Raw genomic sequence first — 23,533 nt, 5'->3', positions numbered from 1 at the left:
TTTATTTGTATTGTGGGTGGTTACAGGTGCCTGGGCGTTGCAGGCAGCACCTAGAAACGAGGCAGGTCCGGGTGCGCCATTTGCCCTTCGTGGATATGCATGCCGCCAAGTTCCGCACAGCGATGCAGAGTGGGTATTGCCTTGCCGGGGTTCAGGATCGAATGCGGGTCGAACAGCGTGCGGATCTGCGCGAACACCTCCAGCTCGTGCGCACCAAACTGCCAGCACATGCCGTGAAGCTTCTCGGTACCGATACCATGCTCACCGCTTATCGAGCCGCCGGCCTCCAGCGCCAGCGCCATGATCCGGTCCGCCAGCGCCATTGCCCGCGCCTCCTCGCCCTGGTTGCGGCTGTCGTAGCGCAACACCGAATGGAGATTGCCGTCGCCGGCATGGAAACTCTGCACCACCTCGATCGCCGCCTCGGCGGCCATCTGGTTGATACGGTCCAGCACTTCACCCAGCAGCCGACGGGGTACTACGCAATCGGCCACATACACATCCCGGGCCGTTCTCAGCAAGGCCGGCAGGATGTTCTTGCGCGCCGCCCACAGTTCGAGCCGCTCATGCTGCTCATCTGCCTGGCGCAACTCCAGCAGTCCATGCTGCCGAAAGATCACCTGGATCTGTTCTGTCCAGGCGGCGATCTCGGCGGCCTGGCCATCCAGTTCGCAGAGCAGCGCGCCGCCTGCATCCGTACGCAGCTTCAGCCCCGGCGAGTAACTGTCGGCAGCGATCAAGGACGCGTTATCCATGATTTCCAGCCCGGCAGGCACAATCCCGGCCCCGATGATAGCGGTCACAGCGTTGCAGGTGTCTCTTGGCGTGGAAAAAAAGCCCAGCAAGACACGAATTTTCGACGGCACAGGTAGCAGGCGCAGGCGCGCCTCGGTAATCAGGCCCAGCAGCCCTTCCGACCCGGTCAGCAACGACAGAAAGTCAAAACCCGGGGTATCCAGCGCAGCACTGCCCAGGTCGAGCACCTGGCCTGCCCCGTCGACCATTCGCACGCCCAGAAGGTTGTTCACCGTGAGCCCGTACTTGACGCAGTGCACGCCGCCTGCATTCTCCGCCACATTGCCGCCAATCGTGCAGGCGCTCTGGCTGGACGGATCGGGGGCGAAAAACAGGCCATGGGGTTGCGCGTGCTCGGAAACCGCCACGTTACGTACGCCCGGCCCGGCCAGCGCCTGCCCGGCGGCAGCCAACACGGTGACAGCGCGAAGCCGGTTGAGGCCCAGCACGACACTGCCCGACACAGGCGTGGCCCCGCCAGAGAGACTGGTGCCGGCCCCCCGTGGCGTGACGGCTATGCGATGCTGCGCACAATAGCGCAGTACCTGGCAGACCTCGTCTTCATCAGCCGGCAGTACCACAGCCATGGGCCGCTCGCACAAATGAAACAGCGCATCGCACTCGTAAGGGACGAGCGCCGCCGGCTCATCGATCACCCAGCGATCGCCCACAATCGCCTTGAAGGCATCGACGGCACACTGGCGCGCACGGTTGTGTTCAGGCATGTGAGCATTCCTCGTCAGGTAGACGCTGCGCAAGCAACTCCAGCCAGTGGCCGACCTCGACCGGGCTGGCTTTCTGCAGGTGCAGGATGCAGCCCACGTTGGCCGACACCACCCGTGAGGGCTGGCCGGCGGCAAGGTGACCCAGCTTGCGCGTGAGCAGTTCTTCACTGCGGTCAGGCTGCAGCAGCGAATACGCGCCCGCAGAGCCGCAGCACATGTGCTCCTCTTGCACGGGTATCAATGTGTAGCCCGCCCGGCGCAGAATGGTTTCTACCTGCGCTTTGGCCCGCAGGCTGTTGCGTAAGCTGCACGGCACGTGAAAGGCCAACCGCTCCTCACCTGCTGCCAGCGGTTTCAGGGCAAGGGGTCGCTCAGCCCACAGCGCATTGAGGAACGTGCCAGGGTCCTGCACCAGTGCACTAACCCGCGCCGCCTTGGGCGCGTAGGCCGGGTCATCGCGCAGCAAGTGCCCATAGTCCTTGAGCTGCGCACCACAGCCGGTAGATGAAGAGAGGATCGCTTCCGCGCCCCGCTCTATCGCTGGCCACCAGGCATCGATATTGCGCCGCATGGCCGCTTTGGCGGCTTGCGGCGCATCCAGATGCTGGCTGAGTGCCCCGCAGCAGCCGCCGCCCGAAGCGTGCACCAGGGCAACGCCAAACCGGTCCAGCAACAGGGATAGCGCCGCGTCATGACCCGGCGTAAACACCGGCTGCACACAACCCTGCAGGCTCAGTACATGGCGCGCGTGCCTGGGCGCGAGCCCTGTTGCCAGTGCCGGGCGGTCGGGTACCAGGGCACGCAGGCGGCCTGGCAAACAGGGCTTCAACGCCCAGCCGATACGCGCCAGGGTGCCAAGGGCAGGCCTGCAGGTCATCACCGAACGAATGGCCATACGCTCGGCGCGCTGCCAGAAGGGCCGCGGCTGTTGCGCGTTGATCAGTTGCTGCCCCAAGTCGATCAGGTGGCCATACTGCACACCTGACGGGCAGGCAGTCTCGCACGCCTTGCAGTGCAGGCAGTTGTCCAGGTGCCCCCGCGTACCGGCCGTTGCCGTCCCGCCCTGAAGGGTGTCACGGATGAGGTAGATTCGGCCTCTTGGGCTATCGAGTTCGTTTTCCAGCATTTCATAGGTCGGGCAAACGGAAGCGCACAGTCCGCAATGCACGCAACTCTCGACCAGGGCCGCAGCCTGGATTGCGCTATCGCTGGCGATCAAACGTTCATGCAGGTCTACACGCATTGGGTATTCTCTTTGGCAGCGTCACGCAAAGCGCCGCGATCGAAGATCCGGCAGGGGTCGAAAATATCCGCCAGGCCATGGCTCAACTGGGTCATGCCGGCGGACAATCCGTGCCAGTCCCCGCCTGCAGGCGCACGCCAGGCCAGCGCATGCCCGCCATGGTTTTGGGCCCAGCCATGAAGGTGCTGATCGCCGCTGGGCAGCCAAGTCCAGCGCAGACCCCCTGCCCAATCGATCGCACCCGTCGCAGGGTGCAGCGGTGCATCCGGGCGCACGCTTGCCCTCCACAGCGTTTGCCCTGGCCTTGGTCGAAAAAAACCATGCTCACGATGAGCCACACTGCGCCAGAAGGCCGCCCCATCAGCCACTTCGGCATACTCACCTGCCAGGTTCGCCAAGGCGTGACGAACGCTGTAATCGCTACCGCTGTAGCGCAGGAACAGGCGGCCACCCACGTAAGCCGATGCGGAAAGCAGGCCAGGCCCCTGGCCGCCCGCCAGCATCGTGGCCAGCGCCGTTTGCGCGGTACAGGCCGTGGCCACCGTCACCTCTGCCGCAGGCCGCGGCATCACGCGCAGCGTCACCTCGAGCAGCGCCCCCAGCATGCCGCGGCTGCCGCCCGCCAGGCGCGCCACGTCGAACCCGGCGACGTTCTTGACCACCCGCCCGCCAAAACGCAGGTCCCTTCCCAGGCCATCGACCAGCCGTACCCCGATCAGGTGGTCACGCAGTGCCCCTGCATAGGGCCGCCGCGGGCCCGACCACCCCAGCGCCACCGCCCCGCCTATGCTGTTGGTCTGCTGCACCACTGGCTCGAAACCGAGCATCTGGCCGTGCTCGGCCAACACTTGCTGGAGCAGCGCGACCGGGGTGGCGCACCGAACGGTCACGACCAGGTCACTGGGGTCGTACTCAACGATGCCGGTGTGCCCCTGCATGGAAATCACGGCAGCCTCGGTGGCCGCGTGGCTGTGGGTGCCGGCGCCGCGAATCTGCAGCTTGGTGTGGTCTGCGCGCGCCCGGGCGAAGTGCTCACGCAGCCAGGGGACGGCATCGCGTGCATCGGGTAGACGATGGTCGCCTGCGCTAGGCGTTGAACCGAAGGCTGACATGTAAGGCAATCTCGTGTTTTTTATTGTGATTCGCTGGCCAACGCCAGGCTTTGGCAGACGTTAATGAAGGCCAGCGCGCAGGTCGACTGACTTATTTTCCCCAACGCATGAGCCGTAGCTCATGTGCTTTTGGCGCTGTATCGAACGCTTCATGCCGATACAATCCAGGCACCGGCAATTGCCGCAATCGCCCCCGGACCACAATGACTGATAGTGACAACAAAGCGCTGCTGGACAGGTTCTTCCGGTCATCGCTGAGCCTCAAGCAACTGCGCATACTGGTAGCGCTTGCCGACCTTGGGCAGGTGCGCAAGGTGGCTGAAGCCATGAACGTCAGCCAGTCTGCTGTTTCCAAGCAACTGGCGGAAATACAGGAAGGTATCGGGCACCCTGTGGTCACGCGGGTGGGCAATCGCCTGGCGCTGACACCGGTGGGGCTGGCCCTGATCAGCAGCGCCCGGGGCGTGCTTCATCATCTGGAACGGGCGCAGCATGAAATTCTTGCCCTGCGCGAGGGCAAAGGTGGGCACCTGGTGCTAGGCACTGTGTCATCGGTGTGTGCGACATTGGTGCCTGGCGCGCTCAACTACCTGTACGAGCATGCGCCCTCGGTGTCGATCAAAGTGGAAGAAAACACCGCCGACAAACTCATCCCGCAGCTGGTCGACCGTTCGATCGACATGGCCATTATCCGTATATGGCAACCCTTGGCAGTGGCGGGTATCTCCCAGCAAACCCTGATGCATGAAGCACTGGTCATCGTCGCCGGGCCTGATCACCCGCTCGCACGGCAGGGCGTGGTCGGCTGGGAGCAGACCGTCAAGTACCCCTGGATCGTGCCGAACGCTGGTTCACCCGCACGTGAAGCACTGGAGGCGATGCTGGCCATGCATGGCTTGAGGTTGCCTGGCGGGACCATAGACTCCATTTCCATGACGCTGATCGTCTCGCTGCTGGCCCACAGCCGGCACTTGTGCTTGCTGCCCGAGCACTTCGCCAGAAAACTGCAAGCCAGAAACGAGGCGAGTATTTTGCCAGTGAATACCGCAAACCTTCTGTCTGAAGTACGGGCAGTGTGGTTTACCGCCAACACCAACCCGGCACTCAACACCCTGCTGCGTTGCCTGGCGTACGCCTCAGCGTGATTCGATGGTGTGAGGGGGCGTGCTCGCCCCTCCCTACCCGGCTCACCAGAGCGCTATCTGGTACCCCAGGATCACCCGGTTCTCGTCAAGATCGGTGGTCAAGCCATTGCCCGAGCGGAACGACACATTCCGCCAACGCAGGCTCAAATCCTTCAATGGCCCCGACTGTATGACGTAGGCGATATCCATGTCGCGCTCCCACTCATGCCCGTCCGTCACGCCGCTGGCTTCGATACTGCGACCTTGTACGTAACGCGTCATGAAAGTAAGCCCGGGCACGCCCATGGCCGCAAAGTTGTAGGTGTAGCGCAACTGCCACGCGCGGGTGTTCTGTTTTGCAAAGGTATTGTGCGTGACCAGGTTGACCGAATAGGGGTCGGCACCTGCCAGGAACGGAAAGTTGCCGTCCCCAGACAATTTCTGCCAGCCAGCACTGAAGCCATGCCCTTGGGTATCCAGTGTGGCCATGCCATTGAGGAAGTCGTTGTCGATGTCGCCCCCTATGGCCCGGCCTTCATCGAGGCTATGGAAATAGCGCAGATCGGTCACAAGCTTTAGCCCAGGGGCTATTTCAGCCGTGTGATTCAGGCCCACGAAATGCTGTGCATAAGCGTCTTCCAGGCGCGCGTAGTAATAGCTCAGCGACAGGTCTTTGTTGACCGCGTAGGCCCCACCCGCGAAATCAAAGTCGCCAGCACTCAAGCCGTTGTATGCGTAGGCCATGTCCTTGTTACCGGTCGAATCGCGAAGGTTGACCCGGGTCAGCTGGCCAAGCGTCAGGCTAAGGTTGTCGACATCCTTGGATGTCAACATTGCCCCCGTGTAGCGCGTGGCCAACAGCCGGGTATCGTTGTACATGACCACAGGCAAGTTGGGCTGCAACGAACCGACCGACAGTTGCGACTTGCCTAGTCGCATCTTCGCGGTCACGCCGGCTTCAGACCATTCGTTCTCTGCTTTGCCATCACGCCCCAGCACCAACAGGTTGGTGCTGCTACCGCGTTGGCCTGCATCGAGTTTGACGCCCATTTGCGCAATAGCATCAACGCCGAACCCCACTACCCCGTCGGTGAAGCCCGAGTTCAAACGCAGCGTGAAACCCTGCCCCCAGTCGCGCATGGGCTCGGGGCTTCCCGAGTTGCGCAAATCACGGTTCATGTACATATTGCGGGCATCGATCACAGCGTGGCTGTCGCTGATAAAATCGGCCCTCGCACTATTGATGGTCAGTGAAGACGCACAGAGACAGATACTCAGTTTTGCAGTAACGCCAAGTTTTTTTTTCATTGTTTTTATTTGCAACATGACCCGCTGCTGGCAGGCGGGCTTGCCTGAGGAAGTAGCGCCTGGCCACGTCAGCACTGACCGATGAAGCCCAGGCAATCCAGCACCCTCAGGCTACCGAGACGCTCAACACGGCGTTAGCCGATTCCAGCAGAAGCTATCCAATTCAAGCGAATTTGTAGCTATCGCCTTGGGGTTGTGGATGGAAGCTCCCCGAAGCGCAGACGATAGTGTTCGCTGAATCGGCCGAGGTGGTTGAACCCCCAGGCCTCCGCGATCTCAGACACCAAACGATCAGCCCCGCTGCACAGCAACTCATTACGCGCAGCATCCAGGCGCAGCGCCTTGACGTACTGCATGGGTGACAGCTGAAGCGCGCGCTGGAAGCCTTCGCTCAGAGACCGAACGCTGACTCCCGCTGCGCGAGCAATATCTATCAGTTTGATATCCTCACGAAGGTGCTCTCGGATGTACCCCTCTGCGCGTTTCACATGGCGAGGCATCAAGGGTTGCGGACCGAATCCGTCCCCGGGATCGGCATGAAGTGCATGCATGAGTGTGAATAGCGCGCTCTGCTGAAGAAACTCCAGCGTGCGAACATCTGGCACAGGCTCAGGCCCGATCATGTAAGTCATCAACAAATTCAGGAAACCGATCCAACGCATCTGCGCCGTACCACCCGCTTGCAACATAGCATCGAATCGCAGCGGCTTTGCCGGTAAGCCCCCATGAAATTCCGCGCAAGCCGCCTCGATCAATGCAAGGGGAAATTGCACATGCAAGCGCCAACTGTCGGCACTGAAAGCCTTGTTGGTACGATCTTCCAGTGAATCAATCATCACAAGGCCCCCACCACCAGAGTACACACCTTTAGGGGTATGGATGGTCGCGCTTCCTTGTAACTGGGTACTGACCAGCAAAAATGACGTTGGGTCTTGGTCAAGAATTACAGGTACGCCAAATCGCAGACTCGCCACCTGCAAATCACCGATCGAACGGCGCTGCCACTGCATGGCGAAGGGGCCATCGGAGTTATGCACGGCAAGCCGGTTATCGCTGTAATTGGCTGCCAACACGTCTGAGGCCACGCGCGCATCGGAGGCTTCAATGTGATCTCCCGTCAAGCTCAACGCGGCTTGAGCATAGGTGCGTAACAGCGAAACAGCGTGGACAACGCCGCTGCAAGAGGCCAGGGTTGCCACGGTGCACCTCTCTTATTGTTGTGAATGTTTATTTTGTAAGCATTCAGCAGAGGCGAGTCAATCATTGGATATATAACCAACCATTTGTGGATCAATCCGCGTCAGACTCAAAACTCGCGGCACCGTAAATGCTCCGATCGTGTCCTAAGGGGTGGTGTAACTCATCCTGGTGTGCTTCCGAGCTTTCACCCTGCTTATGCTTGATCAGCAGAAAACCAAGATTGACCAAGTAAGGATTATTCCTTACCCCTTGATCAATACATCCGGGAGAACCCACATGCCTGCCATCCACGAAATCGCCACGCTGACCTCGAAGGGCCAGGTCACACTGCCCAAATCCGTTCGCCAGTTGCTGGGCATTGATACAGGCGGCAAGATCGCATTCGACGTACGCGGGGGCGAAATCGTGGTCAGCCGCGTAGAAACCACCCACGAAGACCCTGCCATCGGTGCGTTCCTGGGTTTGCTGGAGGCTGACATCCGAAGCGGACGCAACCTCACCACCCTACCGGAAGACTTGGCGCAAGCCATGCTCGCCAACGCAAACCACTGCGTAAACCTGGACGAAGATATCGATGGTGAGGTCGCGCTCTGATGCTGCGACATGGCTGGACACTGTTGTTCCATGAAGGTGTGACTTTACAGCTACGCAAATTGCAAGAAGCACTCACAAAGGCAAGCCAGCATTTCTAATACCACCGTCGCATGCAATCAAATCAGTAGCCCGCTTCGCAGTTCGGATCCTACGGAGCACTAAATCGTATCCCCTGACAACGCCAGCTTGAGACCGCTGAAATTCGGTGGGGTAAAAAGTGGGGTAAAAATGCGCTGGGAGAAAAAACGTTGGCCATAAAAAATCCAGTCACCGCTAAGTGACTGGATCCTTTGGAGTATTTTGGTCGGGACGGAGTGATTCGAACACTCGACCCCTTGCACCCCATAAAGGTAAATACCCATCCTATCTGATTCAACCTCATCCGAAGCATAATGCTCAAACCCCTGTTTTACTGGATTTTATCCATTCTACTGTCCAAAATAGCCCACAGCTGTTCGAGGAAAGCCGATCTCAATTGGCAACGAATTGGCAACCAGAGAATCTCAATTGGCAACCAATTGGCAACGGAAAAACTAACCAAATGGCCAAGATTACAGACCGACAAATGACCGCCAAACCCGGGGCCAGTGACAAGTGGCTCAGTGAAGTTGCCATCTGGGGGCATGGCAGCCTGGTCGCTCGCATCACCACCAGCGGAGAACGCCTCTTTTATTTCCGTTACGCGAACAGCATCGGTGAACGTATCACCTATCCCATCGGCACCTACAGCCGTGAGGGGCTTGAGGGAACCATGACCCTGGCCGAAGCTGGCCAACGTGCGAAGGAACTTGCTGGCCTGCACAAGGCAGGAGTTCGGGATATCCGGGAGCATTTTGAAGCTGAAGAGGCCGCGCGCGTGGCCACCCGGGACGCCGAGCTCGCTCGCCTAGCAGCAGAAAAAGCAGCCGCAGAAGCGGAGCAAGCCCGACAGGCCGCAAGAAAAAGCGTCTCCGAGCTATTCGAACACTGGGCCACCGTCGACCTAATCAACCGCAAGGATGGTGGAGCAGAGGTTCGCCGCATGTTTGAAAAGGACGTTTTGCCATTGTTAGGCAAAATAGCCGTAGCAGACGTAAAAAAAGGGCACATCACCGAAGTGACCGATGCCCTTCTCGCTCGCGGCGTCAACCGTATGGCCAAGCTGATCCTTAGCCTGATGCGACAAATGTTTCGGTTCGCAGTAGATCGAGACCTGATTGAGCACGATCCGACTGCCAGCATCCGTAAGGCCAAGATTGGCGGCAAGGAAGTCGAACGCGACCGAGTGCTGAGCGATGATGAGATCCGCGCCCTAGCCCTGCTCACTCCTGAAGCCGGCCTACTCCCGTCCACCGAAGCTGCAATCTGGGTTGCCCTCTCCACCTGCTGCCGCATTGGAGAACTGCTCAATGCACGCTGGGAGCACCTTGATCTCGCCAGAGGCATTTGGCTCATACCGGCAGAGAACAGCAAAAACGGAAAAGCCCACAGCATCACGCTCTCTTCATTTGCCATCCGGCAGTTCAAAAAAATCAGAGTACTTAACAGTCACTCCGCTTGGTGCTACCCCAACACGGAAGACAGCGGCCCGGTCTGTTCCAAGACCGTAACCAAGCAACTTGGCGACAGGCAGCGCCAGCCTGATCAGGGAGTGATGAGTAATCGTAGCGCCAAAGCACAAGCCCTCTTGTTGAGCGGAGGGAAATGGACCCCGCATGATCTGAGGCGCACCGGCGCCACTATCATGACTGCCTTGGGAGTACTTCCTGAAGTAGCAGAACGGTGCCTGAATCACACTGAAGAAAACAAGGTTAAACGCACCTATCAGCGTCATAGCTATACAAAAGAGATGGCTGACGCTTGGCACAAGCTTGGACTACATTTGGACCAAATGGTCTCAGAGACTCTCGTCACCGCATCTTTATAAGATATTGTTGCACCCGTATAGTCCACAGAACCTGCAAGAGACGACTTTAGCAACAGACGTTCGATCTCACCTCTCATGCTGGCCCCACTACACTGAGGCCCCATTCGAACAATGAGGAGTATAAGCTTGTCTTTCCGGAATGAGCGTGGACCAAAGCCAGATATGCGTACAGCGACGATATTACTCGCCCAAGCTGAAAACGTCGAAAAGCAGGTACGTGATCTGCAGAAGATCGCTTTGCCTGCACACCAACAACACGCGCAGTGGTTGTATGAAAGGATGGAAAGCCTAGAGATCCAACCTTCGCAAGATCAACAAATCGAGCTGACTATCCGACAAGGTAAACATGCGATTGACGAGCAATTATCCAAGCATTCCGAGATAGCTTTACGCCAAGCAGTCTATGTGAAATATATTTATAAAAATCATTTCATCCCAATAAGTTCCCTAGAAGCCGCTGCAACTGATCATATCCTGCAGAAGATGATCAATGCCCTGATGCTATCCAATCGCCACTTGGCGATGCTCGAAGCACTCAAAAATCTGGAAAGCAAGCACTACAGCAATCGAGCAAGCGCCGGGGGACAGGGCAAGAATCAGCAGCCCTCTAATAGCATGAAATCACTGCTTCTTGAATCCATGATCCGAGGCATGATATATAACGACCCTAAATTTAAAAAATTGGATAAAACCGTAGCTGCCGACGAAATGGCAACACGCATTTTCAAAGCCAACAAAGAATACCAAATGTTAGACATCACCAACCTCGAAGACTTAAAATTCCAGGTTCGCAATGTCCTGTTTGATATTACTCGCACTGTCACCCGAGGCAGTCAGCGACAAGCGGATCGAGAACAATTAGGATACTCGCTGCGCCATTCGTTTCCCAAGCAGGATACGGAAGAGTCACGCCAGATGGATCTAGATGCCGCACGCACCCTGGGGCGTATTGAAGGCGTGCGAGCAACATTAGCTCTGCAACTTAAACAGCGCTTTGGGGAATTGCCGAAATCAGCAATTGAAAAGCTGGAGGCTACAAACGACATGGATCAACTGCAAACCTGCGCAGAGCAGCTAGCAGAGGTCCGATCGCTGGATGACGTCATCCAGAAACTCCAGTGAACGAAATTCACCTATAATGAAACGCCATCCTAACGGGTGGCGCTCTCGACTTACACGAAACGGCAAAACTTACAACACACCTGCAAGAAACCGAGCCTTTCAGGCTAATCATCATAATCGAGACCTCAAAACAAACTTATACCTCGACATCTATCCTGATCTCGACACAACATCACGAAGGACCCATACACCCCTAAATTGAAGACTTGTAAGGAGAGATAATAGTCCTAGGAGAAAAGTTACTCATCGAATACTCAGGAAAAATATCGAGACATGTAACATTTCCAAGCTTTGACAGCAAAACCTTACCCTGCGTCGAGAGTACCTCAATGGCCGAATCTAACCGCTTTACTTTTCGTAACTTCCCAGGCCCCTTTTGCAGTATGATATTCTTTGCTACAAATCTATCACCTGCCTCACGCCTTACTTGTAGCCAGTCATCCAACTCTTGTGCGTCGATCTCTTCCTGAGGCAGCGATGTAAACAGACGCAGAAACTCGCCAGAGTACCAAAAGCACACATCAGCAGCAGCATCCAAGGTCTCCAGAGCTATATCACCACTCCCTCTCTCAAAGAAATGAAACAGGGCAGCCACCCTTGCAATATTGTCTGCCAACTTTGACGCATGATCACCCATACCAAAAAACCTTCCTCCCGGCCCAATACCCGACTCAATCGCATTGAAAATTTCTATCCATTTTTGAGCCGCCGCCTGAGAAAACCTAATCACTAACCTGGACCTAGCCGGATCCATCAAGAATCCAACACTTTCTTTAAGTATCTCCCCAATGCGCTCAGAGAATTTCTCGCAACAATTCCAAGTGACCACCCCTCCACCAATCAATCTAGTTCCCTGGGTCGATCTTGGATTGCAAACCAAAAACCTAGCCCACAAACCAGATCCCCGTGATATCTCTCCATTCTTTTCCATATAACTCAAGAAAGTTTTTTCTTGAACCATTATCGATACCGTCAGACGAGCTCTTAGCTCGTAGCTTTCAGACGATACTCGATCAACAGTTATTGCATCCCCACTCCACAAGGCATTCTGCTTCGACAAATCATTAAATGCCTTGCCACTCAACACTCCCCCACCCTCACTAGAAATTAGCCCTGCTGCAGGAATGTTCTGATATAACCCCAAAAACAAAGCCTCTGAGGTAGCATCTTCGTAGATTAACTTAAAACGTCTAGGCTTGACCGGCTCATTACCCATATGCGCCATAAATATCTGATATTCGTCACCTTCCTCTTCATCACCTGAACGAAGTATTTCCTTCAACATGGCCTTCCGGCGAGCCTCCCAGACTGACCATTTCGCATTCCATTCAGAAAGCTTCTTAAGATAAATCAAATCCTTTTCATCCTGAAAATTGCGAACTCCTCTAAGAAATATATTCTCCGCCGTAGACTTCCTCTCTCCAGAGTTCGCAATCGTCAGCAGCATCAGCGATGCTGGAACTATTTGTCCATTCGGCTTACAAACATCAATCAAACCTTGAGAAGCTGTAGCGATCGCCGTCAGAGCAGATGAAAAAACGAGTGCCCTCGGGGCCTTTATATGCCCTTCCGCCTCATCCACCGCACTCACTATCACCGGTAAAGACATATACCTTGGAAAGCCCCCCTCCAAAGCAGAGCCCCCCCAAGACCCAAAGCTAGAGAAACTCATAAATCAAACACCTTCAGAGATCACGACAAAATCTTCCTGGCCTCTTTGAGACCTAGATCCAATCCACCGATATATATCTTCCTCAACCCAACCCACCGCAAACCTCCCCAACTTAATTGGCTTTGGGAATGTACTATCGTATCTAGGCGACATTGGATTTAGTCGGTCATAAATTGTCGATCTACTCAGCCCAATGCACTCTCGCAACTGCCGAATGCGTAAAATTCTTAATGTTGATTTACCACTACTTTCGTTGCCCATCACCACGCCCTCTTCAGTTGCGAACTCAATAGGGAAGGACTCTACAGCCCGTGCCACTAGGAGTCGTCAGGGATGCTAAATGGGTTTTCCAAAGCTAAGCAGATGTATTGACATTTTAGAAACACTGCGATCTAGAAATTGTCATCCTAGTAGCTTGTCCCCACCCCACCGGATTTAGCCGGGACCACTGCAGCTGCTATTCCTGCTATTAGTAGCAGGAATAGCAGTCTTGCTTGCCGTTCAGATCCCTTCCGTCCTTCGGAACCCAGTCGCCCCATAGCCAGGAAAAACGTTGACTCTCAGTCAGAACGACTCAGGGGGCCACTGATTGCCGGTCGATCCACAACTGCAGTAAGGCTTTTCCAGGCCCAGTGGGATGACGTCGCCCCTGCTCCCAGTCCTGCAGCGTGCGAGCGCTGACCCCCAAATGCGCAGCGAGCTCTTGCTGGGTTAGCCTCAAGCGTTGGCGCAAGCAACATGCAAGCCTGATGATGCTTGAGTCTGGCGTGACTCCGTGACACATCTTTGGCCGTTTATGCGGGAAGATCTCCGAGACTTCGAAATTAGACGAAGCAGCTCCAGCTAAAGGTAATGTGTAATTTGACTCCGGCGCTGTATTTACCCTCGCATGCCATGGGAGAGGAGCAGCCCGGACAGATGGAGATGAACTCTCCGGTTCATACCGAAGCTCCTGGCACTGTTGTTCATACTCAGGATGTTCGGCAAGAAATTTACGACGCCAATAATCGCTGTAGCTCATACGAAAGACTCCTATCTAGTGAGTTATAGTGCGGCAATGCCGGACCATACAATAGGTAAATTGAACAGGTATGCCGCAGCACTCAGATTCGGCTGGTAGTGAACACAGCAAAGCCTTGCCCTAACTCTTGCGCCTTGCTGTACGTCTTGCACAAGTAGCTCATAGCGTAGACAACCGGCCTGAGCGAGTCAGGAAAGCGTCGATCCAAGCACTGGTAAACCCGCCCACTTAGTTTGTCTTGGCAGGCATGTACTAGCCCTGACATCTCGTATTCAGAACAACCAATTGCCCAGGCCCAAGCACGCACGACGCGATGAAACAAGTTGTTCCTACTATAAGTACCGTCGTCGCTAGGCCCGTAGTTACCTAGGCCCCCGATGGCGTCGTAGTTGAGCAGCAACATGACGTGGTAATGCGGTGCTTGACTGCTGTTACGCTCTCGACACCAGATGTAGCGGATATCAGTCGTGTACTTTGTACTCGCCCAGGTCAGCTCTTTACTTAGATGGTAGAAGAAGCGACTCATCACCTCATTGCTGACGAGCGCATCTGACGGCATCAGGCCGACGGGGTAACGCAAGTCTACCCTACAGACCAAGGTACGGGCCTGTACCGAGAGACAGCTTTGCAAAGTTTCAAGTCCACGCTCCAGGTAGTTTTCAATCAAAGGGCCGTGTGTCAGCTGCTGCTGCACAGCGAAACCACGATACTCGTTGCCGTAGTGTAGTTTGAGTTTAGTATTGATTGGGTGACGCTTCGGTTGATGATGAAACATAGTTAATTTCCTGTCGGCCGTATATGGAGGACTCACCGGCAGGCACACGGGACCAGGTGCACTCAAGCACCTTGTTTCGACTTATACGCCTGGACTATCAACACGTTGACTTGCAGTCAACACTGCACATTGTTCCTGCAATTTATGGCAGATCTGTATTGCAAACAAATAACATGATAGCGCTCTATTGGTGAACGATATCTATTACGGTAGAATCCATAGCAACCACATTAATTACTGGTTACTGCATCGATACTTATTAGACGCATACTACTTAAACCGTAACAGTAGCGATGCCGCACATGCAAAAAACCCAAGGAATAGACCTCATTAGAAACCCACCCCCAGGATAACAGCAAGAAAACTCAAACAATAAAACCCAAAAAGATTCCATTTTCATTAAAAGCAAAAGCCGTATGAGCCGACAGGCGTGTGCCGCCTGCAAAATTAAGTCATGTAGACACCTCATACCACCAACACGTAAAAACTTACGACACTGCCGTATTAATGTCACCACGAGGACTTTAAAGGGCAGTTATAAACGGCTCTGCCGTACATAGACGATCCGATACGAGCTGAATCAAAAAAATCTCAGATCTATATCACCTCTGTGAACGCCCCACAGTATCAAATGCCGTCGGGAATTTGGCGTGCCAGCTCTTGGCTAAGCACGCTCATCACTTGAGAGGATCTGGATATGTATACCCCTTGCCCAAGCTGCAATTCGGGACGAATCATCACGAAAAATATCGGTAAACAAACAGGCGGATTAATCGGTGCTGCAGGCGGTGCCGCCAGTGGTGCTGCCGGTGCCCTATCGGGCGCCGAAGCCGGCGCGCTACTGGGAGTTGTCGGTGGGCCGGTGGGCATTGCTATCGGCAGCATCGCCGGGGCGATTTTGGGTGGCCTGTTTGGCGGGGTCGCGGGCGGCATTGCCGGGGCCACGCTGGGTGAGCAGCTCGATGACAAGATCCTGGCTAATTATCAATGCCTGGTGTGTGGCTACAGCTTCAGCGTCAACCGTTAAGCCGTTGTGAACAGGCGTCGCTTGTTGATGAAACGACGCTATTTCCCACTTCTTCGTAAGGAATAATTCTCATGGCTCATCTCGTTGAACAAATGGCTTACGTTGGCGCTACCCCTTGGCATGGCCTGGGTAACCACCTGCCCCGCAAACAACCTATTGAGGTCTGGCAGCGTGAAGCCGGCATGGACTGGCAGATTCTGGAAAGCCCAGTCCACTTCAAGTCGGACGCGGTCGGCCACCTGGGTGCCATACACTCCTTCCCTAAGCAGAAGGTGCTCTACCGTTCCGACAGCAAGGCTCCTCTGTCGGTGGTCTCGCAGCGCTATCACACGGTGCAACCGCGAGAGGTTCTGGAGTTCTACCGCGATCTCACCGAAGTCTCCGGCTACGAGTTGGAAACGGCCGGCGTGCTCAAGGGCGGGCGCAAGTTCTGGGCACTGGCGCGTACCGGGCAAGGTACAGAGCTGAAGGACAACGACCAGGTCAACGGCTACCTCCTGCTGGCCACCTCCTGTGATGGCACCTTGGCCACCACAGCAACGCCAACCACCGTCCGCGTGGTGTGCAACAACACCCTGACCATCGCCCTGGATGGCAGCAGTCGCGCCATCAAAGTACCGCACAACACTCGCTTTGACCCAAAGACAGTGAAGAGGCAACTGGGCATCGCCGTCTCGCAATGGGACGAGTTTATGTACCGCATGCGCGCACTGTCCGAGCGCAAGGTGCAGTGGCATGAGGCATTGGGTTACTTCATGAACGTGATGTGTGAAACCAGCCCGACCGGCGCTCTGCCGGAGCAACTGCCCAACGAGCGCGCCCTACGCAAGGTCCAGGAACTGTACGAGGGCCGCGGTCGCGGCAGCCAACTGGACTCAGCACGCGGCACTGCTTGGGGCCTGCTCAATGCCGTGACCGAGTACGTCGACCACGAGCGCCGTGCCCGCAGTAACGAGTACCGCCTGGACTCGGCATGGTTCGGTCAGGGAGCACAGATCAAACAACGCGCCCTGGATGCCGCTCTGCAACTCGCCGCCTAACCCTTACTTACCTCACCCCTTGCGCCCGGTCAGCCATGTGCTGGTCGGGCGTTTTTATACCAGCAGGTAAAAACGATGAAAGCAACGTCATTGAATAGCAGCACCTGCCAGAAACGCCCCGCCCTGCGCCTGGTCAGCACCAAGGAGCTGCCCCGCGAGGACTGGTTGCAGATCCGCAAGCAAGGCATCGGCAGTTCGGATGCTGCCGCTGCGGTGGGTCTGAATCCCTACAAATCGCAGCTGGAGCTATGGCTGGAGAAGACCGGTCGCGATGCCAGCATGCCCAAGGTCGATCCTCACGATGAGGAAAGCCCGCTGTACTGGGGCAATGTGCTGGAGCCTATCGTGGCCTGGCATTACAGCAAGCGCAGCCTGCACAAGGTCCGACGGATCAACGCGGTGCTGCAGCATCCCGATCCGGCGCTGCCCTGGATGCTCGCCAATATCGACCGCGAGGTGATCGGTACCGACGATGTGCAGATCCTAGAGTGCAAGACTGCCGGCATAAACGGGGCACGCCTCTGGAAAGAGGGCGTGCCCGAATATGTGCAACTGCAAGTCATGCACCAGCTTGCAGTTACTGGCAAACATGCCGCTGATGTGGCGGTGCTGCTCGGTGGCCAGCATCTGGAAATCCATCGCATCACACGCGACGAGGAGCTGATTACGCGGCTGATTGACCTAGAACGGCTGTTCTGGGACTACGTCGTCAGTGACACCCCGCCACCGGCCGATGGCACAGCGTCTGCGGAAGCGGCTTTGCGCTGCCTCTATCCCGAGGATAACGGACAGACCCTGGACTTCAGCCAGCACACGGAACTGTCCAGCACCTTTCTTGAACTCAAATCTGTTCGTCAGAACATTGCTCAGCAAGAAACACGTGAGGCACAGCTTAAGCAAGTTCTGCAGCAGGCCTTGGGGGAAGCCACCCGTGCAGAGTTTGCCGAGGGCTACATCAGCTGGAAGCAGTCCAAGGACAGTATTGGTCTGGATGTCGAACAGATGCTCAAAGACAAGCCGTACCTGCAGGCCCGCTATCCCAAGACCAACGCAGGCAGCCGTCGCTTCCTGATCGGCTGAAACCGTCTGCTCACCCTAGCCACCGGACCGTTCACGTCCCGGTGGCTTTTTTATTTTCAGATCAAGGAGCACCACCATGCTCAAAGGTTTAGCCATCACTCCGCCGGTACTCGGGCGCATTTCCATCGGTAAGGTCGTCGAGAAAAACGGCAAGCGTCTGCCTGAGAAAGATGATCAGTTCACCATCACCTCGCAAGTCCAGAGCCGTGACGGCTGGTTAATGCATCCACTCAATGAGGAACTGCGCAATGGCCAGGATGGCAAGCTACGCAGCATTCCCATCCGATTGCTGTTCAACGAACCGGACCTCAACTTTCGCGCGGACTACAGCCTGTTCGACCGTACCACCGGCAGGCCGTTGTGCGTCGGCAACGGTGAAACGTGTAAGCGCTTGACCAAGGACGGCATCCAGTCGCTGCCCTGCCCTTCACCTGATGGCTGCTCACTGGCCCAAGGCAATGCCTGCAAGCCTTACGGTCGGCTGAACGTGGTGATTGGCGATGACGACCCACTGGGCAGTTTTGTGTTCCGCACCACCGGATTCAACAGCATTCGCACCCTAGCAGCGCGTCTGCATTACCTGCAAGCCATCTCTGGCAATCGCCTGGCCTGTCTGCCCCTGGAGCTGCGTCTGCGCGGTAAATCCACGCGGCAGAGCCATGGCACGCCGATCTTCTACGTCGATATCACAGTGCGCAGTGGACTGCCCCTAGAAGACGCCTTGCTCGCCGCCAAGCAACTGGGGGAAGCCCGACAAGCCTCGGGCTTTGACCAAAGCGCCTTGGACCACGCGGCCCGACAGGGTTTTAACAATGGAGCCTTTGAAGACAGCGAGGAGGACACCGGCGCCATTGTCGAAGAGTTCTTTCCCTCTACTGAAGACCCACCCAGCAACGCAGCCCCCCAGCTGACAGCGTCTTCAAAGCCCTCACTGGCTCAGAAGTTGGAGACTCAGTCTATCGGGCACAGCACGAGGCCTTCAGTCCAATAACGCTTTTTTCAACCTCCCCAGCATGCCTCGTCCAGGAGTACCGTCATGAAATATCACAAGCTCAAAGCCGGTGAAGCGAGCGGCACCTACGTCATGGAATCACCCGTCACCGAAGCCGACATCCTGCAGATGGCGCAACAACTGGCCATGAGTCGCCTATCTAAAGGCCGGGCCCTGACTGAGCCGAAGCAGGTCTTCAGCCACCTGCAAACACTGTTGCAGTACCATGAGTATGAGGTCTTCGCTCTGCTGCTGCTCGATTCCAAACACCGGATTATAGGCTTTAGAGAGCTGTTCAGAGGCACCCTGGATGGGGCTAGCGTGTACCCGCAAGAAGTGGTCAAGATCGCCTTGGAACACAACGCCGCGGCCCTCATTATGATTCACAATGATCCCTCCGGAGACCCGGAGCCCAGCCAAGCGGATCGCACGCTTACCACCGTCCTCAAAAACGCTTTAGACATGGTCGGCACCCGAATATTGGATCATGTGGTGGTGGGTCATAAAGGCTGCGTGTCATTGGTCGAACAGAGCTATCTATAGAAACCTTCTTTATCATTCTCCATTCATCCGATGGCCTGCACCAGACCTTGGTCGGTGTGGCCCATCGACATCAGTTGCTGCCGCTTCAGGAGAGGTGTCATAAGCATCATTCACCTTTCTTTTTTTTGCTATTTGCCTTGTCGGCATTCTAGCAGCCTGTGCTGCCGCCGGGCTTATAGGGGGGGTCATACTTCGCACTCTGCTACTGATTGCCCTGCTGCTAGCCCGCTGGATGTTCGGTAGGCTAGAGAAATGCCTGACAATGTCGCCTCAGTGCTGCACTTATCCTAACAGCAGACCTGGGCGGGAGATTTTCGCCGCCGCCCCGGTTTGTCCTTTATTTTACTAAGCTGAGTTCGGACTTTGGCTCATCTGGTGTGATCCAGCGGACTTCGATGCGGCGCTGCTGGGCGTCCTCCGGCGCGATACCGGGTATGGGCTGTGAGTCACCATAACCGGCCACCACCACACGTCTCGCCGTAGCAGGATCGAGATTACCAACGATCAGCTTGCGCGCTTCACGAGCACGAGCGGCGGAGAGAGTGAAGTTGTCGTCGTAGACCGTACAATTGGCTTCGAAGTTGGTCACTGGACGCAGCACCGGTAGGTTGTCGGTATGGCCTTCTATGTAGACCTGAGCACCACGGAACTGCGCCAGAAACTGCGTGACCGCCGCTTCGATGCTTTGGAAGGCTTCGCGGGACTGTTCAGTGATGCAGGCACTGCCGCGACCGAATACACCGTCGCGCAACGTCAGCTTCTGCGCCTCCAGGTCCAGTGCCACCAGGCCGGCACCGGCGGTGCCTTTGAGCGAGTCCTGCAAGGCCCCGAGCAAGTGCTCGACCTTCTGCCGCTGGCTGGCACTGCTCTGGGCCTGTTCCTGTTGGTACTTGAGGTCCGAGTAACTCTTCTGTAGCACCGCCATCACCAACAGCAACATGACCACTGCCATGACTCCGGCCATCAGGTCGGCAATTGACACCCATTCATTCGGTTTGTCTTTCATCGCCCGTCACCTCACAAGGCCGTTTCGATCTGCACCGCAGTCGGCTGCGCACGGTCGAGGACATGGAGCTGGGCAATGATCTCGCGAAGTGACTGGCTAATCTCACCGCCGGTGTGGCGCTGCTGGTTGTGCTGGACAACGTTGCTCAGCACTTCCAGGTTCTGATCGATCTCTTGCAGACTGCGACCGATCATGTCGACCCGCGCGGCCAGTGCATCCACAGCCGGTTGCAGCGGGCTGCTGTGTTGCATCGTCATCAGCTGTGCGACCAGCCCCTTGATTTCGCTGGCGGCCAGCTCGGCCTGTTGAGTGACCCCTTCGTAGCGACTGTCGAGGGCGACCATGCGCCGGCCGCTTTCGGAAACGGCCTTGAGGCCCGAGAGGATTTTTTCACGCAGGTCGCCCACCAGGTGGGTCATGCCTTCGACGTTGACTTGCAGGGTTTCACTGGAACCCTGGAAGCTGGCATGGGCATTACGTTGCAGGTTCAGCGATTCCTCGTTGGACTTCTTCATGCCCTCCATGGTCTGGCCTACGTTGTTCGACAGGCTGTTGACCGCCGAGGAAATGCCCAGCGTGGCTTCGGACAGGCTGGCGGACATCTGCGTCATGTTGTCGGTGAAGCTGCTGCCCATCAGGCCAATGGTCTCGCCCAGGTCTTGCTTGAGATGACCCAGCACGCCGGCGACACCCTCCTTGAAGTCAGCAATGGCTTGCTGCAGGTCACCTGCCGAGGCGCCGATGGTGCCCGCGGCGCTGGCCATCTGTTCAGCCGCGCCGGAAATGGCTGCAAGGTTGCGGCTGTTACTGTCGATCAAGTGTTCCATGGCCTGGCGCGTGGCTCGACCATCTTCAAGCTGTTGCTGGTTCTGCTCGCCGTGCTCCTGCAGTCGGGCATCGATGGCGCCCAGTGCAGTCAGCGTCTTCTCGCCGGTGCTGTTCAACGTGTGCAGCGCCGGGAGGGCACTTGCCAGTGTCTTGCCGCTCGCTTGCTGGGCCTGCAGGACGTCCTGCCGGACCTGGTTGCCGGCCTGGGCTTCCTGTACCAGGGCTTGCCTGGTCTGGTTGCCGGCCTGGGTTTCCTCTACCAGGGCCTGCCTGATCTGGTTTGCGGCCAACTGATCCTTCTGCAGTTTCTGCAGATTCTGATTGCCAGTCTGTTGCTCCTGCAGCAGCCCCTGCAACGTCTGGTTGCCGGCTTGCTGTTCCTCCAGCGACGCTTTCAGGGGCAGCAGCAAGGCGTCGATGCTGGAGCGGTTGTCCGCGAGCGCCTGCTGGGTCGTGGCGGCGTAGTGCTTGAACAGGCGTGCCTGCAGCTCCAGCAACTGCCGTTGACTCTCGTTCTGAGCGGCAAGGTTCTGATCAAGCCGGCCCAAGGTTTCGAGCAGCGTCGCCTGCGCTTGCTGGCGTTCGCCCTGGCGTTGCAGGCGGCTGCTGTCGAAGGCCTGCTTCATCTGCCCGACACACCAGCGCAGGCGCCGCTCTTCGTATCCGTTGCTGGCGGCATAGGCTTTGAGCAGCAGGAAGGCGAGGATGCCCCAGGTCGAGGTCTTAAACTTGGTACCCAGGCCTTCCATCATGCCCATGAGGTTGGTCATGGCATTGTCCATGCCGCCCCCGGCACTGGCTTCGACCAGAATCGTCGAGGCCTTGTTCAAAGCGATGCCCAGGCCCAGGAAGGTACCCAGCAGGCCGAGGATCAACAGGATCCCGGGCATGAACTCGATCATTTTTTCGCCGGGGCTGGCCACCGCGGCACTGATCTCGTTCACTGAGCCGTGCTCCACGTCCAGGTCGTCCTGGCCGCCGCCGTTCCACTTGCGTTCCCAGGTCTGTTCCCGTGCCCCGCGCTTCAACGCAATCACGGTCACCAGCGAAAGGATTCCGATCAGCCCGGCGAACAACAGTTGTAGCGGGTCTGCTGATGGCAGCAGAAAGGTGAGGATCTCCTGAAAATTCACGCTGCCACCTCGACCAGGCGGCTGGCACGTTCACGGCTGGCTTCTTCGAAGATGTTGGCGAAATCGATGATCAGGCTCTGTTCGTCTTCGGTCAGCTCTTCCCAGCGTTTGCCATGCTGGGCACAGTCGATGATGATCATGCCGACCTCCTGGCTGTCGGTCAGCAGGTACGCATCGTCGGCGAAGTCTTCGGGCGCTTTCTCGAGCACCTGCAGGAACCCCTCAGCGGCGTAGACATAGTTGCGCATTTCCTGGTTGCGCTTGCGCAGTTGATCCATCTGCGCCTTGAGGGCCGGCAGACGGGCCTGGATATCGGCCAGCGCGGCCTTCTCTTCGGCAGAAGGTTCGCCGAGGTTCTGGCTGATCTTCAGCTGGCGCTCCTGAACCTGCAGCTTGGCCACCGACTCACTGAGGGTTTTCCAGTCCTTCTCCTGCTGCTCCAGGTTGCAACCCCAGGCCATGATCAGCTCTTCGAACACGAACGGAATCAGCTTTTTGCCGAAACGTGCGGCGATCACTTCATCCAGGCGCACCGCCTGGGCATCGCTGACCTGAGGTTTGGCCTTGAGCAGCTCTGAGGCGATCTCGACCAGGAACAGATCGTCACGATTGATCGCGTCCAGGTCCTGGGCGTGAATCAGTCGCTGCTCAGTGTCCTTGAGCAGTTTTTGCGAGGCGCGCAGGCGCAGGTAGTGGTCGAAATCGCTGATGTTGTTGTTTTCCAGCACCTGCTTGATACGCGTGCTCAGCTGGGCGTACTGGGTGATCAGGGTTGCCAGGTCCAGGGCACGGCCAGCTTCGCCGCGCACGTCCTCGCGGGCTTCGCGCAGCACTTCCTCGTGGGTCGCCGCCTGCGCCATTTCTTCATCGTTCAAGACCACGTCGCGCAAGATTTTGGCCTTGGCGATGGCCCACTCGACGGCAGCCTTGACCTGCTTGGCCAGTGCGGTCTTTTCCCAGTTCAGCAACGCCTCCAGGGCCTTGTCGAAAGCCCGGATGGCCGTGGCCACCCAAGGGAAGGTCGGCAAGGCGACGGTTGCCCATTCGGCGGCGATCTTCAGCGCCGGCCTTACGACCGTGGCGATGAAGGGCTTGACCTTGTTCCACACCTCCTTGACCTTGCCGACAAAGGATTCGGCCTTGGTCGCCATCCAGTCCAGTGCATCCCTGGCCTTCTCACGTACGGTATCGTACGTGGTGCGCACCACCTCTACCGCCGCCGCACCGACGCTCTTGATGGCGCTCCAGCAATCCGAAAAAAAACCCATTGTTCAGTCCTCGTGATGTC

21 protein-coding genes are annotated in these 23,533 nt (G+C 57.0%); 9 read left to right on the top strand and 12 right to left on the bottom strand.

Features of this window, described 5'->3' with window-relative positions:
• Positions 1-50 precede the first annotated feature (50 nt).
• The 3 genes from ACTORR_RS25350 to glcE are packed head-to-tail and all read right to left on the bottom strand — an operon-like array spanning position 51 to position 3,875.
• Complete coding sequence (locus ACTORR_RS25350; RefSeq protein WP_313364867.1) at positions 51-1,520, bottom strand: FAD-linked oxidase C-terminal domain-containing protein; 1,470 nt, start codon at positions 1,518-1,520, stop codon at positions 51-53.
• Complete coding sequence (glcF, locus tag ACTORR_RS25345) at positions 1,513-2,763, bottom strand: glycolate oxidase subunit GlcF (protein WP_313364866.1); 1,251 nt, start codon at positions 2,761-2,763, stop codon at positions 1,513-1,515. The genes ACTORR_RS25350 and glcF overlap by 8 nt, the downstream gene beginning before the upstream one ends.
• The gene (glcE, locus tag ACTORR_RS25340; RefSeq protein WP_313364865.1) at positions 2,754-3,875 is read right to left on the bottom strand and encodes a glycolate oxidase subunit GlcE; all 1,122 of its coding nucleotides are present in this window, start codon (positions 3,873-3,875) and stop codon (positions 2,754-2,756) included. Before glcE ends, glcF begins: the two co-directional genes overlap by 10 nt.
• A gap of 203 nt (positions 3,876-4,078) precedes the next feature.
• On the opposite strand from glcE, the gene ACTORR_RS25335 reads away from it, so the two are divergent.
• Positions 4,079-5,020 carry a LysR family transcriptional regulator gene (locus ACTORR_RS25335; protein WP_313364864.1) on the top strand — a complete coding sequence of 314 codons (942 nt, stop codon included), beginning with the start codon at positions 4,079-4,081 and terminating at the stop codon, positions 5,018-5,020.
• A gap of 42 nt (positions 5,021-5,062) precedes the next feature.
• Here the strand turns inward: ACTORR_RS25335 and ACTORR_RS25330 are convergent, their stop codons facing one another.
• Together ACTORR_RS25330 and ACTORR_RS25325 are read right to left on the bottom strand one after the other, a co-directional pair.
• Positions 5,063-6,325 carry an OprD family porin gene (locus ACTORR_RS25330; RefSeq protein WP_313364863.1) on the bottom strand — a complete coding sequence of 421 codons (1,263 nt, stop codon included), beginning with the start codon at positions 6,323-6,325 and terminating at the stop codon, positions 5,063-5,065.
• 161 nt (positions 6,326-6,486) lie between these two features.
• A complete protein-coding gene (locus ACTORR_RS25325; RefSeq protein ID WP_313364862.1) occupies positions 6,487-7,506 on the bottom strand; it encodes an AraC family transcriptional regulator in 1,020 nt (339 codons plus the stop codon).
• A gap of 277 nt (positions 7,507-7,783) precedes the next feature.
• On the opposite strand from ACTORR_RS25325, the gene ACTORR_RS25320 reads away from it, so the two are divergent.
• From ACTORR_RS25320 to ACTORR_RS25310, 3 genes are all read left to right on the top strand, one after another.
• Positions 7,784-8,101: a type II toxin-antitoxin system PrlF family antitoxin gene (locus ACTORR_RS25320; RefSeq protein WP_313364861.1), complete on the top strand. Its 318-nt coding sequence runs from the start codon at positions 7,784-7,786 to the stop codon at positions 8,099-8,101.
• Positions 8,102-8,642: 541 nt separating this feature from the next.
• The gene (locus ACTORR_RS25315) at positions 8,643-10,007 is read left to right on the top strand and encodes a site-specific integrase (RefSeq protein ID WP_064590676.1); all 1,365 of its coding nucleotides are present in this window, start codon (positions 8,643-8,645) and stop codon (positions 10,005-10,007) included.
• A 126-nt stretch (positions 10,008-10,133) separates the two neighbouring features.
• A complete protein-coding gene (locus ACTORR_RS25310; protein WP_148661755.1) occupies positions 10,134-11,129 on the top strand; it encodes a hypothetical protein in 996 nt (331 codons plus the stop codon).
• A gap of 193 nt (positions 11,130-11,322) precedes the next feature.
• Here the strand turns inward: ACTORR_RS25310 and ACTORR_RS25305 are convergent, their stop codons facing one another.
• The 4 genes from ACTORR_RS25305 to ACTORR_RS25290 form a co-directional block, all read right to left on the bottom strand.
• A complete protein-coding gene (locus ACTORR_RS25305) occupies positions 11,323-12,801 on the bottom strand; it encodes a YfjI family protein (protein ID WP_281690738.1) in 1,479 nt (492 codons plus the stop codon).
• 3 nt (positions 12,802-12,804) lie between these two features.
• Positions 12,805-13,062: a helix-turn-helix transcriptional regulator gene (locus tag ACTORR_RS25300; protein ID WP_281690739.1), complete on the bottom strand. Its 258-nt coding sequence runs from the start codon at positions 13,060-13,062 to the stop codon at positions 12,805-12,807.
• A gap of 313 nt (positions 13,063-13,375) precedes the next feature.
• On the bottom strand, positions 13,376-13,585 hold the full coding sequence (locus tag ACTORR_RS25295; RefSeq protein WP_081272913.1) for a helix-turn-helix domain-containing protein: 210 nt from the start codon (positions 13,583-13,585) through the stop codon (positions 13,376-13,378).
• Between the two features lie 319 nt (positions 13,586-13,904).
• Positions 13,905-14,597, bottom strand: coding sequence for a YagK/YfjJ domain-containing protein (locus ACTORR_RS25290; protein ID WP_064590685.1), 693 nt, complete (start codon positions 14,595-14,597; stop codon positions 13,905-13,907).
• A gap of 697 nt (positions 14,598-15,294) precedes the next feature.
• Between ACTORR_RS25290 and ACTORR_RS25285 the strand changes: the two genes are divergently transcribed.
• From ACTORR_RS25285 to ACTORR_RS25265, 5 genes are all read left to right on the top strand, one after another.
• Positions 15,295-15,624 carry a hypothetical protein gene (locus ACTORR_RS25285; protein ID WP_064590696.1) on the top strand — a complete coding sequence of 110 codons (330 nt, stop codon included), beginning with the start codon at positions 15,295-15,297 and terminating at the stop codon, positions 15,622-15,624.
• Positions 15,625-15,695: 71 nt separating this feature from the next.
• Positions 15,696-16,664, top strand: coding sequence for a DUF932 domain-containing protein (locus tag ACTORR_RS25280; RefSeq protein WP_064590699.1), 969 nt, complete (start codon positions 15,696-15,698; stop codon positions 16,662-16,664).
• 75 nt (positions 16,665-16,739) lie between these two features.
• On the top strand, positions 16,740-17,744 hold the full coding sequence (locus ACTORR_RS25275) for a YqaJ viral recombinase family nuclease (RefSeq protein ID WP_064590702.1): 1,005 nt from the start codon (positions 16,740-16,742) through the stop codon (positions 17,742-17,744).
• Between the two features lie 76 nt (positions 17,745-17,820).
• Positions 17,821-18,735, top strand: coding sequence for a recombination directionality factor (locus ACTORR_RS25270; protein ID WP_064590705.1), 915 nt, complete (start codon positions 17,821-17,823; stop codon positions 18,733-18,735).
• A 45-nt stretch (positions 18,736-18,780) separates the two neighbouring features.
• Positions 18,781-19,278, top strand: a complete 498-nt coding sequence (locus ACTORR_RS25265) for a JAB domain-containing protein (protein WP_064590708.1) — start codon at positions 18,781-18,783, stop codon at positions 19,276-19,278.
• Between the two features lie 337 nt (positions 19,279-19,615).
• Here ACTORR_RS25265 and ACTORR_RS25260 read toward each other — a convergent pair whose 3' ends face one another.
• Genes ACTORR_RS25260 through ACTORR_RS25250 form a run of 3 tightly spaced genes read right to left on the bottom strand, consistent with a single transcriptional unit; the run spans position 19,616 to position 23,513 of the window.
• On the bottom strand, positions 19,616-20,284 hold the full coding sequence (locus ACTORR_RS25260) for an OmpA/MotB family protein (RefSeq protein ID WP_064590712.1): 669 nt from the start codon (positions 20,282-20,284) through the stop codon (positions 19,616-19,618).
• A gap of 11 nt (positions 20,285-20,295) precedes the next feature.
• Positions 20,296-22,245, bottom strand: a complete 1,950-nt coding sequence (locus ACTORR_RS25255; protein ID WP_064590715.1) for a hypothetical protein — start codon at positions 22,243-22,245, stop codon at positions 20,296-20,298.
• A complete protein-coding gene (locus tag ACTORR_RS25250; RefSeq protein ID WP_064590718.1) occupies positions 22,242-23,513 on the bottom strand; it encodes a hypothetical protein in 1,272 nt (423 codons plus the stop codon). The genes ACTORR_RS25255 and ACTORR_RS25250 overlap by 4 nt, the downstream gene beginning before the upstream one ends.
• Positions 23,514-23,533: the final 20 nt, after the last annotated feature.

The sequence above is a fragment of the Pseudomonas sp. SAR267 genome (genome assembly GCF_052077595.1).
Classification (GTDB): domain Bacteria; phylum Pseudomonadota; class Gammaproteobacteria; order Pseudomonadales; family Pseudomonadaceae; genus Aquipseudomonas; species Aquipseudomonas vlassakiae.
This window is presented reverse-complemented; position numbering and strand designations above follow the sequence as displayed.

What these genes read in the sequence shown, in the direction of transcription:
- ACTORR_RS25315 (WP_064590676.1), top strand. Translation starts at nt 8,643, where the DNA reads ATGGCCAAGATTACAGACCGACAAATGACCGCCAAACCCGGGGCCAGT.
- ACTORR_RS25290 (WP_064590685.1), bottom strand. Translation starts at nt 14,597, where the DNA reads ATGTTTCATCATCAACCGAAGCGTCACCCAATCAATACTAAACTCAAA.
- glcE (WP_313364865.1), bottom strand. Translation starts at nt 3,875, where the DNA reads ATGTCAGCCTTCGGTTCAACGCCTAGCGCAGGCGACCATCGTCTACCC.
- ACTORR_RS25275 (WP_064590702.1), top strand. Translation starts at nt 16,740, where the DNA reads ATGAAAGCAACGTCATTGAATAGCAGCACCTGCCAGAAACGCCCCGCC.
- ACTORR_RS25265 (WP_064590708.1), top strand. Translation starts at nt 18,781, where the DNA reads ATGAAATATCACAAGCTCAAAGCCGGTGAAGCGAGCGGCACCTACGTC.
- ACTORR_RS25350 (WP_313364867.1), bottom strand. Translation starts at nt 1,520, where the DNA reads ATGCCTGAACACAACCGTGCGCGCCAGTGTGCCGTCGATGCCTTCAAG.
- ACTORR_RS25280 (WP_064590699.1), top strand. Translation starts at nt 15,696, where the DNA reads ATGGCTCATCTCGTTGAACAAATGGCTTACGTTGGCGCTACCCCTTGG.
- ACTORR_RS25330 (WP_313364863.1), bottom strand. Translation starts at nt 6,325, where the DNA reads ATGTTGCAAATAAAAACAATGAAAAAAAAACTTGGCGTTACTGCAAAA.
- ACTORR_RS25250 (WP_064590718.1), bottom strand. Translation starts at nt 23,513, where the DNA reads ATGGGTTTTTTTTCGGATTGCTGGAGCGCCATCAAGAGCGTCGGTGCG.
- ACTORR_RS25295 (WP_081272913.1), bottom strand. Translation starts at nt 13,585, where the DNA reads ATGTGTCACGGAGTCACGCCAGACTCAAGCATCATCAGGCTTGCATGT.
- ACTORR_RS25300 (WP_281690739.1), bottom strand. Translation starts at nt 13,062, where the DNA reads ATGGGCAACGAAAGTAGTGGTAAATCAACATTAAGAATTTTACGCATT.
- ACTORR_RS25305 (WP_281690738.1), bottom strand. Translation starts at nt 12,801, where the DNA reads ATGAGTTTCTCTAGCTTTGGGTCTTGGGGGGGCTCTGCTTTGGAGGGG.
- ACTORR_RS25285 (WP_064590696.1), top strand. Translation starts at nt 15,295, where the DNA reads ATGTATACCCCTTGCCCAAGCTGCAATTCGGGACGAATCATCACGAAA.
- glcF (WP_313364866.1), bottom strand. Translation starts at nt 2,763, where the DNA reads ATGCGTGTAGACCTGCATGAACGTTTGATCGCCAGCGATAGCGCAATC.
- ACTORR_RS25270 (WP_064590705.1), top strand. Translation starts at nt 17,821, where the DNA reads ATGCTCAAAGGTTTAGCCATCACTCCGCCGGTACTCGGGCGCATTTCC.
- ACTORR_RS25335 (WP_313364864.1), top strand. Translation starts at nt 4,079, where the DNA reads ATGACTGATAGTGACAACAAAGCGCTGCTGGACAGGTTCTTCCGGTCA.
- ACTORR_RS25260 (WP_064590712.1), bottom strand. Translation starts at nt 20,284, where the DNA reads ATGAAAGACAAACCGAATGAATGGGTGTCAATTGCCGACCTGATGGCC.
- ACTORR_RS25320 (WP_313364861.1), top strand. Translation starts at nt 7,784, where the DNA reads ATGCCTGCCATCCACGAAATCGCCACGCTGACCTCGAAGGGCCAGGTC.